Raw genomic sequence first — 12579 nt, forward strand, 5'->3', positions numbered from 1 at the left:
CCCGCAGCGGCGACATTGACCGGGATCAAAACCCGCCGCGTCAACAGCATCCTCGCTTGCCGGACAGCCGGTCCCGCCGGTCGGTCATGGTGTGACACGCCTTGGCGCAATTGCCGCCCTCGTCGCTCGGCCGGGCGGGATCGGCAGGCACGACAAGATGCTGCGCGGCGCCGCCGCACTTCCCGACGCGTATGACGCGCGCGTCGGTCGCGAGCGGTGCGGTGGCGAGGCCCGCCGCCGCCACAACGGCTCCGATCCGGCGCGCGATCATGCGGCCCGGTCCTCTTCATCCTCAACGAAGATCCGCAGCGCCGCGCCGTCGAGATCCTCGAACTGCCCTTGGCGCAATGACCAGAAGAATGCAGCGAGCCCGAGCAGGCCGAGCCCCAGCGCGATCGGTATGAGCAGTATAAGGCCGTTCACCGGATCGCGCCTTTAAGGCGCAGGGCATTGCCGACGACGAGAAGCGACGATCCCGACATGGCGACCGCGGCGATCAACGGGGTGACGAGTCCGGCGAAAGCGAGCGGCACGGCGACGACGTTGTAGACGATCGCGAGCATGAAGTTCTGCCGAACGACCGCCTGGGTTCGCCGCGCCATGCGCACCGTCTCGACCACGGGCATCAGCCGGTCGCCCATAAATATGCAGTCGGCGGCATTTTTGCCGACGTCGCTCGCGGAGCCCGGCGCCATCGAGGCATGCCCCGCGGCAAGCGCCGGACCGTCATTGAGGCCGTCGCCGAGCATCAACACCTTGTGCCCGAGCGCCGTCTGCCGTGCGATCGCGGCGAGCTTGTCTTGCGGGGTCATACCGGTCTGCGCGGTAAGGCCGAGCTCACGCGCCACGGGGGCGACGGCTTCGGCGCGATCGCCCGACAGGATCATGGCCGCGATCCCGGCTTCGCGCAGCGCATCGACCGCGTCGCGCGCGTCGGGACGCAGCTGGTCGGCGAAGCGGATCGTCGCCACCGGACGCCCGTCGACGGCGAACTGGGTCGCGAGCGCATCGCCCAGCCCGGTGCCGAGCGGCCGACCGAGCGTCACGGTGCGGCCGGCCCAGCGAGCTTCCACCCCGAACCCCGCGGTTTCTCGGATCGAAGCGACCTCGGCGGGACGAACGTCATAGGCTTGCAGCCCGCGGGTCAGCGCTTCGCTGAGCGGATGACGGCTCGACTGAGCCAGCGCGAGGACCAACGATTTGACGCCGATATCGAGCAGCCCGAGATCGAGCGCCTCGGGGCGGCCAAGCGTGAGCGTCCCGGTCTTGTCGACAAGCGCGAGGTCGACTTCGGACAGGCGCTCCAGCGCCGAGCCATCCTTGATCAGCACCCCCTTGCGCATCAGGGCCCCCGCGGCGACGATTTGCGCGGCGGGCACAGCAAGGCCGAGTGCGCACGGGCAAGTGATGATCAGCACCGCTGCAGCGATGAGCAGGCTGTGATGCCAGCCGGCGCCCGCGATCATCCAGCCTGCAAAGGCAAGCAGCGCAAGGCAATGGACGGCCGGTGCATAGAGGCGGGCCGCGCGATCGGCGATCCGGACATAGCGCGACTTACCCTGCGCGGCCTCGCCCATCAGCCTGGCGATATCGGCGATCGCAGTATCGCTGCCCGCAGCGGTGACGCGAACCTTCAGCGGTGCATCGAGGTTGAGGGTGCCCGCATGAACGACGTCGCCCGGGCGAACCGTCTGCGGCGCGCTTTCGCCGGTCAGCAGCGACAGATCGATGCTGCTCGATCCGCTCGCGATGACGCCGTCCGCCGCGAGCCGCTCACCGGCAGCGACGAGCATGACCATATCCGGCTCAAGCGCAGTCGCGTCCACCCAGCGCGTCGAGCGTTCGTGCCCAAAGACCATCGCACCGGTGCCCATGTTGCGGAGCAGCGCGGTGACGCCGCCCCGCGCGCGGTCGCGCATCACGCTGTCGAGCCAGCGGCCGCAGAGCAGGAAAAAGAGCAGCATTACTGCGCCATCGAAATAGGCGTGGGCGCCGTGCGTCGCCGTCTCGTAGAGGCTCATGACGCTGACGAGCAGGACCCCGATGCTGATCGGCACGTCCATATTGGTGCGGCGATGACGCAGCGCGCGCCAGGCCGAACGAAAGAAGGGGCGTCCGGCGTAAGCTATCGTCGGCAGGGCGATCGCCGCCGACAGCCAGTGGAACAGGTCGCGCGTAGCCCCCGCCGCGCCCGACCATACCGACACCGAGAGCAGCATGATGTTCATCATCGCGAAGCCCGACACCGCGACCGCCCGCAGCAACTCACGGCTCGTTTCGGCTTCGGCATCGGCTTCGTCAGGGCCGCTCCCGATCGGGTGGGCTTCGAACCCCAGGCTCGAAAAGGCGCCGATCAGGTCGGGCATGTCGGTGTCGGGGGTGCAGGACAGATGGACGCGCTTTTCGGTGAAGTTGACGCGCGCGGCGGCGATGCGCCTGTCGCGCACCAGTCCTTGCTCCAGCTTTGCGATGCAGCCGGCGCAACGAATGTCGGGCACCGCGAAGTCGCGTTCGACGAGGGCGGTCGCGGTCATTGAAGATTCTCGCGATAACGGGCTTCGTCCGCGCCACGCCGGACGATAAGGTCGAGCCGCCAGCGCCCCAACACCAGCGGCTCGACCGAGCGCAGCACGCCGCCCGCCGCCGGCTCGAAATCGAGCGCGGCGGGCGCGGTGCGCCCAACGGGGTGGTTGATCGTCGCCGACGCCCGAATGCCGCCGAGCGGAACGCCATCCTTGCTGATCGCCAGAAGGACGTGCCGCTTCGCGTCGAGCTTGATGCGCGCATCCCATCCGAGCCGGTCCTGCGCGTCGGCGCGTTTCAGCCATTCGTTATAATGCTGGCTCGCGACATAGCTGTTCTCGACCACCTTGCCGCCAAAGGTCGACATGGCGAAGCGCGCCATGGTGAGATTGACCGCGATCACGACCGCAAAAAAGGCGACGAGGATCGCCGTCATATGCCGGCCGGTGAAGGCCTTGGGTTTGCGTGTGTCGGTCATTGTCCTGCCTCCGGCCGGTCGAACTGGATGATGTCGCTGTCGCCGCGCGGATCGCCGTCGAGCCCGCGCGTACCGATCGTGAAATCCTGCCGCGCCGGACCGATGGCGGGCGCCGCGACGAAAAGTTTGACGCTCGTGACGCTGTCGGCGGGCAGCGCCAGTTCGATACGCTGCCCGGCCTTTTCACGCGAACCGGCGTCGGTCCACAGCACCGCACCGGGAAGCCCGCTGACACTCACCGCGACCCGGCGCGGGCGCGTTTCCATATTGCGCAGCTTCAGCGTGTAATTGTTGCGGATGTGGCCGTCGGAAAGCTGGACGAAGAGCGGGCTGCGCTCGTGCTGGACGGCAAGGTCGAGCCGCGTCCGCTGGCCGAGCGAAAAGAGCATCGCCGCACCGATTGCGGTCCAGACGCCGAAATAGATCAAGGTGCGCGGACGCAGCAGCGTCTTGCGGATCGGCTGCCCGGTGCCGCCTGCCTTTTCGGTCGCCGCATCGTCGAGCGTGCAATAGTCGATCAGCCCGCGCGGGCGACCGACCTGCGCCATCGCCCTGTCGCACGCGTCGATACAGAGTGCGCAGGTGATGCAACCGATCTGCGGCCCTTCGCGAATGTCGATTCCCGTCGGGCACACGGCGACGCACTGGTTGCAGTCGATGCAGTCGCCGAAGCCGCCGGGGTGAGCCTGCGCCTTCTTGACGCTGCCGCGCGGTTCGCCGCGCCAGTCCTTGTATGTCACCAGCAGCGATTTTTCATCCATCATCGCGGTCTGGATGCGCGGCCAGGGGCACATATAGACGCACACCTGTTCGCGCATAAATCCGCCGAGGATGAAGGTCGTCGCGGTCAGCACGGCGACGGTGCCATAGGCGACAAGCGCCGCCTGTCCCGTCCAGAAATCCGCCGTCAGCGTCGGCGCATCGGCGAAATACATGATCCACGCGCCGCCGGTCCAGAAGGCGATGGCCAGATAGATGCCATATTTGATCACCCGCTTCGCCAGCTTTTCGGCCGTCCACGGGCCGTTCGCCAGCCGGACCTGCGCGTTGCGGTCGCCGTCGATCAGCCGGTCGACATGCTGGAACAGGTCGGTCCACACCGTCTGCGGACAGGCATAACCGCACCAGGCGCGCCCGACTGCGCTGGTGACAAGGAACAGCCCGATCCCCGCCATGATGAGCAGGCCCGCGACATAATAGAATTCATGTGGCCAGATCTCGATCTGGAACATGTAGAAACGCCGGTTCGCAAGGTCGACGAGCACCGCCTGATCGGGCGCGTAAGGACCGCGATCCCAGCGGATCCACGGCGTGCCGTAATAGATCGCCAGCGTCACCGCCATGATCGCCCATTTGAAGCGGCGGAAGGGACCGTTCACCGCTTTCGGGTAAACGCCCTTCCGCGCTTCATAGAGCGGCGCCGACTGGCCGGAAAGATCTTCAGGGCTGGCCATCGGCTCCCGCCCCTTCGGCGACGGGCGCGAGCCCCTTCTCGCCGCCGCCCAGCGAATAGACATAGGCCGACAGCATCTTGATCGTGACCGGATCGAGCCGGCCACCCCAGCGCGGCATCACGCCGTTTCGCGGCTGCGTGATCGTCGCGGTCAGGCTGTCGCGATCGCCGCCGTACAGCCAGATCGCATCGGTCAGTTTCGGCGCGCCGACCTGCCGCCCGCCTTCGCCGCCCGCGCCGTGGCAGACCGCGCAATTGTCCGCGAACAGCGTCGCGCCGCGCGACGACGACGCGCTGACCTTTTCCTGCCGGCTGATCGTGCGCACGAAACTGACGACATCGCCGATCTGCGCCGCGTCGAGAATGCCGTCGCGGCCGAAGGCGGGCATCAGGCTGGTGCGGGTCGCCTTATGGTCGGGATTCCGGATGCCGTGGGTGACCGTATATTCGATGGTCGCCAGATCGCCGCCCCACAGCCAGTCGTCGTCGGTCAGGCTCGGATAGAGCTTCTTCACCCCCGCACCGCCAGCGCCGTGGCACTGGACGCAATGGACGCGGAACGCCGCGCCGCCGCCCTGCACCGCCGCCTGCATCAGTTCGGGCTTCGCGGGCAGATCGGTAATCGCGGTTGCGGCGATGGCATTGACCGTCGGCGCGCGGCGCTTCGCATCGGCCGCCATTTCCTTTGCAAGGTCGCCGCGGCTCGACCAGTCGAGGACGCCCCTGGTCGCGCTGTCGACCATCGGCCACGCCGGATAGAGGACGACATAAGCCAGCCCCCAGACGATCGTGGCGTAAAAGGTCCAGAGCCACCAGCGCGGCATCGGCGTGTCGAGTTCCTCGATCCCGTCCCACTCATGGCCGACCGTGCTCGTGCCGGTCGCCTCGTCGATGCGCTGTTTCAGATCAGCCATGCTCGTCGTCCTTGAAGATCATGTTCGCGGCCTCTTCGTTGCGCGCGCGCGCGCTCGGCCGGAACGGCCAGGCGATAAGGGTGAGGAACAGCAGCGCCATCGCGAGCAGCCCCCAGCTATCGGCGAAATGGCGAAGCGCGTCGTAGCTCATCGCGCCGCCTCCGTTTCGCCGGCGCGTTCCTGCGGCGCCGCCTTGTCGACATCGACCAGCGTGCCGAGCATCTGAAGATAGGCAATCAGCGCATCCATCTCGGTCACGCGCGCGGGGTCGCCGTCAAAGTCGCGGACCTGCGCCTTCGGATAGCGCTTCTGCAGATCGCCCGCGCCGGCATCGGGGTCGGCCTGCGCCCGGATGTCATCGTTCGCCTTGGCGATGTCGGCCTTCGTATAGGGCACACCGACGCGATAGAGCGCGGTCAGGTCGTTCGCCATGTCGCCCGTCTGGAGATCGCGTTCGGCGAGGAAGGCATAGGGCGGCATGATCGATTCGGGCACGACGCTGCGCGGGTCGATCAGATGCGCCTTGTGCCATTCGTCCGAATAGCGGCCGCCGACGCGCGCCAAGTCGGGCCCGGTGCGTTTCGACCCCCATTGGAACGGGTGGTCGTACATGCTCTCGGCGGCGAGGCTGTAGTGGCCATAGCGTTCGACCTCGTCGCGGAACGGACGGATCATCTGGCTGTGGCAGGTGTAGCAGCCCTCGCGCATGTAGATGTTGCGTCCGGCGAGCTCGAGCGGGGTATAGGGGCGCATGCCCTCGACCTTCTCGACCGTGTTGTCGATCCAGAAGAGCGGCGCGATCTCGACGATGCCGCCGATGGTGACGGTGAGCAGCGCGAGCGCGCCGAGCAACGTCACATTGCGTTCGATCTTCTTGTGGCTGAAGCCCTGTTTGGCGGGTCTGGTGGCCATGATCCGGGCTCCTTATTCGGCAGGGACGGGCGCGAGCGGGCGGTCCGCTGCGGCGTTGTACGGGGTTTCGGTCATCGGCTTTTCGGCGCGCACCTTGCCGCTGAGCGTCGCCCAGACGTTGAAGACCATGATCAGGAAGCCGGCGAGATACATCGCCCCGCCCGCGGCGCGGATCAGGTACATCGGGTGCATCGCCGCGACGCTTTCGACGAAGCTGTAGACGAGGTAGCCGTCGGCTCCATATTCGCGCCACATCAGCCCCTGCATGATGCCCGCGACCCACATCGACGCGGCGTAGAAAACGATGCCGACGGTCGCGAGCCAGAAGTGCCAGTTGACCATGCGCAGGCTGTAGAGCCGCTCGCGGCCCCACAGGCGCGGCACGAGATAATAGACGCAGGCGAAGGTGATCATGCCGTTCCAGCCGAGCGCGCCCGAGTGCACATGGCCGATCGTCCAGTCGGTGTAATGCGACATCGAGTTCACCCATTTGATCGACATCATCGGGCCTTCGAAGGTGCTCATGCCGTAGAAGGCGAGCGCCATCACCATCATGCGGATGATCGGGTCGGTGCGGATCTTGTCCCACGCGCCGTTGAGCGTCATCAGACCGTTGATCATGCCGCCCCAACTCGGCATCCACAGGATCACCGAAAAGACCATGCCCAGCGTCTGCGCCCAGTCGGGCAGCGCGGTGTAATGGAGGTGGTGCGGCCCCGCCCAGATGTAGAGGAAGATCAGCGACCAGAAGTGGATGATCGACAGGCGATAGCTGTACACCGGCCGCTCGGCCTGCTTCGGCACGAAATAATACATCATCGCGAGGAAGCCCGCGGTCAGGAAGAAGCCGACCGCATTATGCCCGTACCACCATTGCGTCAGCGCATCCTGCACCCCGGCAAAGGCGGCATAGCTCTTCGACCCGAAGATGCTCGCCGGCACCGACAGATTGTTGACGATGTGGAGCATCGCAATGGTGACGATGAAGCTGAGGTAAAACCAGTTGGCGACATAGATATGCGGCTCGCGGCGCTTGACGATCGTGCCGGTGAAAACGACCAGATAGGCGACCCAGACGATCGTCAGCCATAGGTCGACATACCATTCGGGCTCGGCATATTCCTTGGCCGCGGTGACGCCCATCAGATAGCCGGTCGCGGCCAGCACGATGAAGAGTTGATATCCCCAGAAAACGAAGCGCGCGAGCGCCGGAAAGGCAAGCCGCGCGCGGCAGGTGCGCTGGACGACGTAAAAGCTCGTCGCGATCAGCGCGTTGCCGCCGAAGGCAAAGATCACCGCCGAGGTGTGCAGCGGCCGCAGGCGGCCGAAGGTCGTATATTCAAGATTGAGGTTCAGCGCCGGGAAAGCGAGCTGCAATGCGATGAAGAGGCCTGCCGCCATGCCGGCGATGCCCCAGAACAGCGTGGCGACGACCCCCCAACGCACCGGATCGTCGTCATAGACGCCCTGATCGGCGGGCATCTTCAATATCCCGCGCGCGATCGCCTCATAATCGGCGCGCGACACGGTCGTCCAGAGCATCAGCAAAGCGGCCAGCGCGACGATGATCATATGGACGGCGAAGGGCGCATCGACCGCGACCGCCGCCATCACCAGCGCGAGCAGGGCCAGGCCGAGCCAGCCCCCCGCCTTTGCTACCAGAGTGTCCATATCGCTTGTCCCTGTTTTCGCGCGGCTTTGGCGCCGCATGGTTCAGGACCGCTCTTGGCCGTGCGGCGGGGCAAAAACATTGACCAGGATCAACGAATAGATTGCGCGGCATCAATGCCCGGCGACCACGCCGGGTGCAGGGAGCCCAGGTCAACGCAAGGAGCAACGACCATGAAAAAACAGCATCTCTCGCTGATCGCGCTGGCGGCCGCCGCCGCGATTCCCGGGCAGGCCGCGGCCAAGGCCGGCGATGTCCAGTTCAAGATTTTCGCGACCTATGTCGCACCCGACGGCAAGATCAGCGACGTCAAGCTCGACCGGATCGGGCTTCCGGCCGGGACACAAACCAAGGCCGACGACAATGTCACGCCGACGGTCGCGATCGAATATTATGTCGCCGACCATATCTCGCTCGAGACGATTGCCGGGGTGACCCAGCATGACGTGAACGGCCGTGGCGCGCTGAGCGGCGCGACGTTGGTGTCGAACGCCAAGATCGTCCCCGCGACGCTGACGCTCAAATATCATTTCGGCAAGAAAGGCGGCATCCAGCCTTATGTGGGGGCGGGTCCGAGCTACTTCATCTTCATCGACGAAAAGCCCGGCGCCACGACCCGGTCGCTCGGCGCGACCCGCCAGAAGATGGGCGACAAGCTCGGCGCCGCGCTCCAGGCCGGGGTCGATATTCCGGTGAACGACAAGGGACTCGCGCTATCCTTCGATGCCAAACGCTATTTCCTGCGTCCGACCGCGACATGGTATGCCGGGACGACCGAGGTGCTGAAGACGCGGCACAAGCTAGATCCCTGGGTGATCAGCGCCGGCGTCGCTTTTCGTTTCTGACCTCCCAACTGGCGCCGTTGGCCGGTCAGCCTGCCATTTCGTTCAGAGCCGCAAGGTCGTTGATGACGATCTTGCGGCGGGATGGAAGGTCGATCAGGCCATCGGCGCGCATTTTGGTGAACTGGCGGCTCGTGGTCTCGACGGTGAGACCCAAGATGTCGGCGATCTGCTGACGGCCGAAGGGCAGCTCGAAGCCTCGCGCCGTATCCGCCGCACCGGGAGGTGGCGACAAGCGATCGGCCATTTCGAGCAGGAAGGAAGCAACCTTCTCGGACGCCGACTTGCGCCCGAGCAGAAGCATCCAGCGGCGCGCGCGATCGAGTTCGCCGAGCGTGCGGCGCAGCAATTTTTGTTGGAGATCGGGATGGTCGGCGGCGAACTCGTCGAACTGGTCGCGATGGAAGATGCAAAGCTCGGCGGCGCTGATCGCGCTGACGCTATACGGGCTTTCCTTCCCGAACGGCCGCCCGATGAAGTCCGAGGGAAAGACGATACCGACGATCTGCTCGCGCCCGTCGGCGGTGGCGGCGACGAGTTTCAGGACGCCTTCAAGGACATTGGCGACGACCGGCGCGTCGTCGCCCTCCCACAGGAGCGTATGCCCGCTGCTCACGCGCTGGCGCCGGCCCATCCGGCCGAGCAACAGGAGCTCGTCCGGCCGCAGGCTCGCACAAATGGCGCGGTTGCGCACGATGCAGGACAGGCAATCGGTCATGCGCCGGGTGCCCGGCAGGCAGGCATCGCGGTCAATGGGCGAGGAGGAGCGGCGCCGGCGCGGCTTCGAGCAGATAGCGCGTCACCCCGCCGAACAGGGTCTCGCGCAGCCGCGGACGCCCATAGGCTCCCATCACGATGAGCCCCGGGGCCATTTCCTTCGCGGTTCGCTCGAGTATCTCCTCGGGCGTAAGCGCCCCGCGATCGTGGCGGCGAAGCTCAGCATGAATGCCGTGCCGCGACAGATAGCAGAGCGCGTCCTCGGCCGGCACCCGTCCCTCATCCGGCCCGACCTGCACCATCGTCACGCTGCCCGCGCCCGCCATCAACGGCCCAGCGGCGCGCAAGGCGTGCGCGGCTTGCGGGCTGCCGTTCCACAGGATCATCACCGGGGCATCAAGGTCGAGCGGCTGGCCTTCGGCGGGCAACGCGAGCACGGGCGCGGGCACAGTCATTGCGAGGTCGCCCGCCAGCGTCGGCTGAGCGAGACCGCGCCGGTCGCGGGGGCCGAGCGATACGATGGCAAGATCGGCTAGCGTCGCGGCGAGCGAGAGCGCCGCGAGCGCATCGCCGTCGGCGATGGCGACGTCCCAGGGCACATCCTCGCGCGCGAGCTGCGCCGCGAGCCGGGTCTCGAGCTCGGCATCGGCAAGCTGCGCCTTGGCGAGCTGTTCGCGCGCCAGATACATGCCGCCAAAGGGATCGGAGGCGATGAACTGCTGGAAGGGCGAGCAGATCAGGAAACTGAGATGAGCGCCGAGGCGCCGTCCGATAGCGAGCGCCGTCTCGGTGCGCGCGGCCATGGCCGGGCTCGCGTCGGCGTGAATCAAAAGATTTCGCATGTCTTGCTCTCCTTCATGATGGAGAGGGAAGCGCTTATGCGCACCGGCTTCATTGACACCGGTCAATAAACCGCGCCCTTCAGGCCGGGCGCCATACTGCGGTCGCTCCGTATAATTACGAAATGCGCCGACCGCGCGGGGCGTTAGCCTGACGTCGCAAAGGAGCAAGCGATGCCGAGACCCAGTCCATTGACCCCATTTCGCGCGCACCCGCGCCGGACTCCGGTGAATCGCGCGCCGGCGGACCCGCGGCGCGAGCAAAGCCGTATCGCGGGCACCCTCACCCTTCGCCCTTCGCCGCTCCGGCGGTCCGATCCAAATCAAGGAGACAGAGGATGACGCTCACCAATGCGCCCGACACCACGCTCAGCGAGGCGACCGAGACTTGCCTGCAGACCCGCAGCGGCGTCGACCTTCGTCTCCGGCCGGTCGCGGAGAGCGACGCGGATATCGTCAATCATTTCTTCGACGGCCTGACGGCGGATGATATGCAGTTCCGCTTCCTGAGCGGCCAGTCGCACCTTTCGAGCGCCCAGCTCGCGGCGATGATCGGTGTCGATCACCGCCACCGCGAGCATCTGCTCGCGTTCGATGCCGCGACCTCGGAACTGATTGCGAGCCTGCTGATTGCTGCCGACGATGCGTTTGTGACCGCCGAGGTCGCGATTTCGGTCGCGCCGGCATATAAGACACGCGGCGTCGGCTGGACTCTCCTCAACCATGCCGTCGATCTTGCCCGCGCCCGCGGCCTCAAGACGCTGCGGTCGATCGAGAGCCGCGCCAATCGAGGCGCGATGGAGGTCGAACGGACGCTGGGATTCAAGGCGAGCGACTATGATGGCGACGCCACGCTCGCTCTGCTCGAACTCGAGCTTCGCTGACCTTGGCCATCGGGTCGGCGCCCGACCGGCAGCCGGCTGGAGACACTCCCAATGGACCAAGGCTTTCATGCCATGCAGCTCGACTCGCCGGGCGCGCTGCTGCACCGCGTCGAGCGCGCGATCCCGACTCCGGCCGACGGCGAAATCAGGATCGCGATCACCGCGTGCGGCGTGTGCCGGACCGATCTCCATATCGCCGACGGCGACATCAGTGGCCGGCTTCCGATTGTCCCGGGCCATGAGATCGTCGGCCGCGTCGACGCACTCGGCGCGGGCGTCACCCAGTTCGGGCTTGGCGAGCGGGTCGGCGTGCCTTGGCTCGGCAGGAGTTGCGGCACCTGCCCCTATTGCGCTGCGGGCCATGAAAATCTCTGCGACGCGCCCGAGTTCACCGGATTCACGCGCGACGGCGGTTTCGCTTCGCATGTCGTCGCCGATGCGCGCTTCTGCCTCGCAATCCCTGCCGCCTTCGACGATCTTCATGCGGCGCCTTTGCTCTGCGCCGGCTTGATCGGCTACCGCGCCTATCGCATGGCGGACAGCGCGAAGGCGCTCGGCCTCTATGGTTTCGGCGCCGCCGCACATATTCTCGCGCAGCTCGCGATCGCCGACGGCACCGATGTCTACGCCTTCACACGCGAAGGCGATACCGCTGGTCAGGATTTCGCCCGCCGCCTCGGTTGCGCCTGGGCGGGCGCGTCGACCGAGGCCCCGCCCGCCACGCTCGACGCAGCGATCCTCTTTGCGCCGGTTGGGGCACTCGTTCCCGAAGCGCTACGCCATGTCCGCAAGGGCGCACGAGTCATCTGCGCGGGCATTCATATGAGCGACATCCCGTCCTTTCCTTATGCCGATCTCTGGGAGGAAAGGTCTATCCGCTCGGTCGCCAATCTGACCCGTGCCGATGGTGCAGCGTTTCTCGAAGCCGCGGCGCGCTGCGGCCTGCGGACGCATGTCACCGCGCTACCGCTCGCCGACGCCAATCGCGCGCTCGACCGGTTGCGCGCCGGCGATGTCGAAGGCGCGCTCGTCCTCGTCCCCGAGGGCGCGGCTAGGGGGAATCCCTAATGGCGCGTTCGCACCAGCGGCGCGAAAGTGGCGAAGGCCAGATCGGCCTGTCAGGAGAGACTGCCATGGATCGTTTCGAGCGAGACCCCGCCAGCGCGGCGCGCCCTCCCGAATGTCCCGATTGCGACCCGCCGGCGCAGCCCGACAAGGCCTATCCGGAGACGCCGGCACCGGACCCCGATCGCCAGCCGCTGCGCACGTCGCCGGAGGCACCGGTGCTTCCCGACAGCCATCCCGAAGCCACGCCGCGCGAATATCCCGAATAGCTGCGCGCGGCCGG

15 protein-coding genes are annotated in these 12579 nt (G+C 66.5%); 4 read left to right on the plus strand and 11 right to left on the minus strand.

The window, feature by feature from the left end:
- Positions 1-40: 40 nt before the first annotated feature.
- The 9 genes from V8J55_RS03450 to ccoN are packed head-to-tail and all read right to left on the minus strand — an operon-like array spanning position 41 to position 7951.
- Positions 41-271 (minus strand): hypothetical protein, encoded by a 231-nt coding sequence (locus tag V8J55_RS03450; RefSeq protein WP_062185502.1) that lies wholly within the window; start codon positions 269-271, stop codon positions 41-43.
- On the minus strand, positions 268-423 hold the full coding sequence (ccoS, locus tag V8J55_RS03455) for a cbb3-type cytochrome oxidase assembly protein CcoS (protein WP_058538811.1): 156 nt from the start codon (positions 421-423) through the stop codon (positions 268-270). Before ccoS ends, V8J55_RS03450 begins: the two co-directional genes overlap by 4 nt.
- Positions 420-2534, minus strand: a complete 2115-nt coding sequence (locus V8J55_RS03460; protein ID WP_062185504.1) for a heavy metal translocating P-type ATPase — start codon at positions 2532-2534, stop codon at positions 420-422. Before V8J55_RS03460 ends, ccoS begins: the two co-directional genes overlap by 4 nt.
- A complete protein-coding gene (locus V8J55_RS03465) occupies positions 2531-3001 on the minus strand; it encodes a FixH family protein (RefSeq protein WP_336444398.1) in 471 nt (156 codons plus the stop codon). Before V8J55_RS03465 ends, V8J55_RS03460 begins: the two co-directional genes overlap by 4 nt.
- On the minus strand, positions 2998-4455 hold the full coding sequence (gene ccoG, locus V8J55_RS03470) for a cytochrome c oxidase accessory protein CcoG (protein ID WP_336444399.1): 1458 nt from the start codon (positions 4453-4455) through the stop codon (positions 2998-3000). Before ccoG ends, V8J55_RS03465 begins: the two co-directional genes overlap by 4 nt.
- The gene (gene ccoP, locus V8J55_RS03475) at positions 4442-5368 is read right to left on the minus strand and encodes a cytochrome-c oxidase, cbb3-type subunit III (protein WP_336444400.1); all 927 of its coding nucleotides are present in this window, start codon (positions 5366-5368) and stop codon (positions 4442-4444) included. Before ccoP ends, ccoG begins: the two co-directional genes overlap by 14 nt.
- Positions 5361-5519 carry a cbb3-type cytochrome c oxidase subunit 3 gene (locus tag V8J55_RS03480; protein WP_054731544.1) on the minus strand — a complete coding sequence of 53 codons (159 nt, stop codon included), beginning with the start codon at positions 5517-5519 and terminating at the stop codon, positions 5361-5363. The genes ccoP and V8J55_RS03480 overlap by 8 nt, the downstream gene beginning before the upstream one ends.
- Complete coding sequence (ccoO, locus tag V8J55_RS03485; RefSeq protein ID WP_058538806.1) at positions 5516-6280, minus strand: cytochrome-c oxidase, cbb3-type subunit II; 765 nt, start codon at positions 6278-6280, stop codon at positions 5516-5518. Before ccoO ends, V8J55_RS03480 begins: the two co-directional genes overlap by 4 nt.
- Positions 6281-6292: 12 nt before the next feature.
- Positions 6293-7951 (minus strand): cytochrome-c oxidase, cbb3-type subunit I, encoded by a 1659-nt coding sequence (gene ccoN, locus V8J55_RS03490; protein WP_062185516.1) that lies wholly within the window; start codon positions 7949-7951, stop codon positions 6293-6295.
- A 171-nt stretch (positions 7952-8122) separates the two neighbouring features.
- Here ccoN and V8J55_RS03495 point away from each other — a divergent pair, with 171 nt between their 5' ends.
- The gene (locus V8J55_RS03495) at positions 8123-8794 is read left to right on the plus strand and encodes an OmpW/AlkL family protein (RefSeq protein WP_336444401.1); all 672 of its coding nucleotides are present in this window, start codon (positions 8123-8125) and stop codon (positions 8792-8794) included.
- 25 nt (positions 8795-8819) lie between these two features.
- Here the strand turns inward: V8J55_RS03495 and V8J55_RS03500 are convergent, their stop codons facing one another.
- Together V8J55_RS03500 and V8J55_RS03505 are read right to left on the minus strand one after the other, a co-directional pair.
- A complete protein-coding gene (locus tag V8J55_RS03500; protein ID WP_062185520.1) occupies positions 8820-9509 on the minus strand; it encodes a Crp/Fnr family transcriptional regulator in 690 nt (229 codons plus the stop codon).
- A gap of 31 nt (positions 9510-9540) precedes the next feature.
- The gene (locus V8J55_RS03505) at positions 9541-10350 is read right to left on the minus strand and encodes a universal stress protein (protein ID WP_062185523.1); all 810 of its coding nucleotides are present in this window, start codon (positions 10348-10350) and stop codon (positions 9541-9543) included.
- Positions 10351-10685: 335 nt separating this feature from the next.
- Here V8J55_RS03505 and V8J55_RS03510 point away from each other — a divergent pair, with 335 nt between their 5' ends.
- The 3 genes from V8J55_RS03510 (at position 10686) to V8J55_RS03520 (ending at position 12565) form a co-directional block, all read left to right on the plus strand.
- The gene (locus V8J55_RS03510) at positions 10686-11231 is read left to right on the plus strand and encodes a GNAT family N-acetyltransferase (protein ID WP_062185525.1); all 546 of its coding nucleotides are present in this window, start codon (positions 10686-10688) and stop codon (positions 11229-11231) included.
- A gap of 72 nt (positions 11232-11303) precedes the next feature.
- Positions 11304-12299 carry a zinc-dependent alcohol dehydrogenase family protein gene (locus V8J55_RS03515; protein ID WP_336444402.1) on the plus strand — a complete coding sequence of 332 codons (996 nt, stop codon included), beginning with the start codon at positions 11304-11306 and terminating at the stop codon, positions 12297-12299.
- Positions 12299-12565 (plus strand): hypothetical protein, encoded by a 267-nt coding sequence (locus V8J55_RS03520; protein WP_336444403.1) that lies wholly within the window; start codon positions 12299-12301, stop codon positions 12563-12565. Before V8J55_RS03515 ends, V8J55_RS03520 begins: the two co-directional genes overlap by 1 nt.
- The last annotated feature ends 14 nt before the right edge of the window (positions 12566-12579 follow it).

Origin of the sequence: Sphingopyxis sp. CCNWLW2, assembly GCF_037095755.1 — a bacterium.
Classification (GTDB): domain Bacteria; phylum Pseudomonadota; class Alphaproteobacteria; order Sphingomonadales; family Sphingomonadaceae; genus Sphingopyxis.

What these genes read in the sequence shown, in the direction of transcription:
- V8J55_RS03450 (WP_062185502.1), bottom strand. Translation starts at nt 271, where the DNA reads ATGATCGCGCGCCGGATCGGAGCCGTTGTGGCGGCGGCGGGCCTCGCC.
- V8J55_RS03460 (WP_062185504.1), bottom strand. Translation starts at nt 2,534, where the DNA reads ATGACCGCGACCGCCCTCGTCGAACGCGACTTCGCGGTGCCCGACATT.
- V8J55_RS03465 (WP_336444398.1), bottom strand. Translation starts at nt 3,001, where the DNA reads ATGACCGACACACGCAAACCCAAGGCCTTCACCGGCCGGCATATGACG.
- ccoG (WP_336444399.1), bottom strand. Translation starts at nt 4,455, where the DNA reads ATGGCCAGCCCTGAAGATCTTTCCGGCCAGTCGGCGCCGCTCTATGAA.
- ccoP (WP_336444400.1), bottom strand. Translation starts at nt 5,368, where the DNA reads ATGGCTGATCTGAAACAGCGCATCGACGAGGCGACCGGCACGAGCACG.
- V8J55_RS03480 (WP_054731544.1), bottom strand. Translation starts at nt 5,519, where the DNA reads ATGAGCTACGACGCGCTTCGCCATTTCGCCGATAGCTGGGGGCTGCTC.
- ccoO (WP_058538806.1), bottom strand. Translation starts at nt 6,280, where the DNA reads ATGGCCACCAGACCCGCCAAACAGGGCTTCAGCCACAAGAAGATCGAA.
- ccoN (WP_062185516.1), bottom strand. Translation starts at nt 7,951, where the DNA reads ATGGACACTCTGGTAGCAAAGGCGGGGGGCTGGCTCGGCCTGGCCCTG.
- V8J55_RS03495 (WP_336444401.1), top strand. Translation starts at nt 8,123, where the DNA reads ATGAAAAAACAGCATCTCTCGCTGATCGCGCTGGCGGCCGCCGCCGCG.
- V8J55_RS03500 (WP_062185520.1), bottom strand. Translation starts at nt 9,509, where the DNA reads ATGACCGATTGCCTGTCCTGCATCGTGCGCAACCGCGCCATTTGTGCG.
- V8J55_RS03505 (WP_062185523.1), bottom strand. Translation starts at nt 10,350, where the DNA reads ATGCGAAATCTTTTGATTCACGCCGACGCGAGCCCGGCCATGGCCGCG.
- V8J55_RS03510 (WP_062185525.1), top strand. Translation starts at nt 10,686, where the DNA reads ATGACGCTCACCAATGCGCCCGACACCACGCTCAGCGAGGCGACCGAG.
- V8J55_RS03515 (WP_336444402.1), top strand. Translation starts at nt 11,304, where the DNA reads ATGCAGCTCGACTCGCCGGGCGCGCTGCTGCACCGCGTCGAGCGCGCG.
- V8J55_RS03520 (WP_336444403.1), top strand. Translation starts at nt 12,299, where the DNA reads ATGGCGCGTTCGCACCAGCGGCGCGAAAGTGGCGAAGGCCAGATCGGC.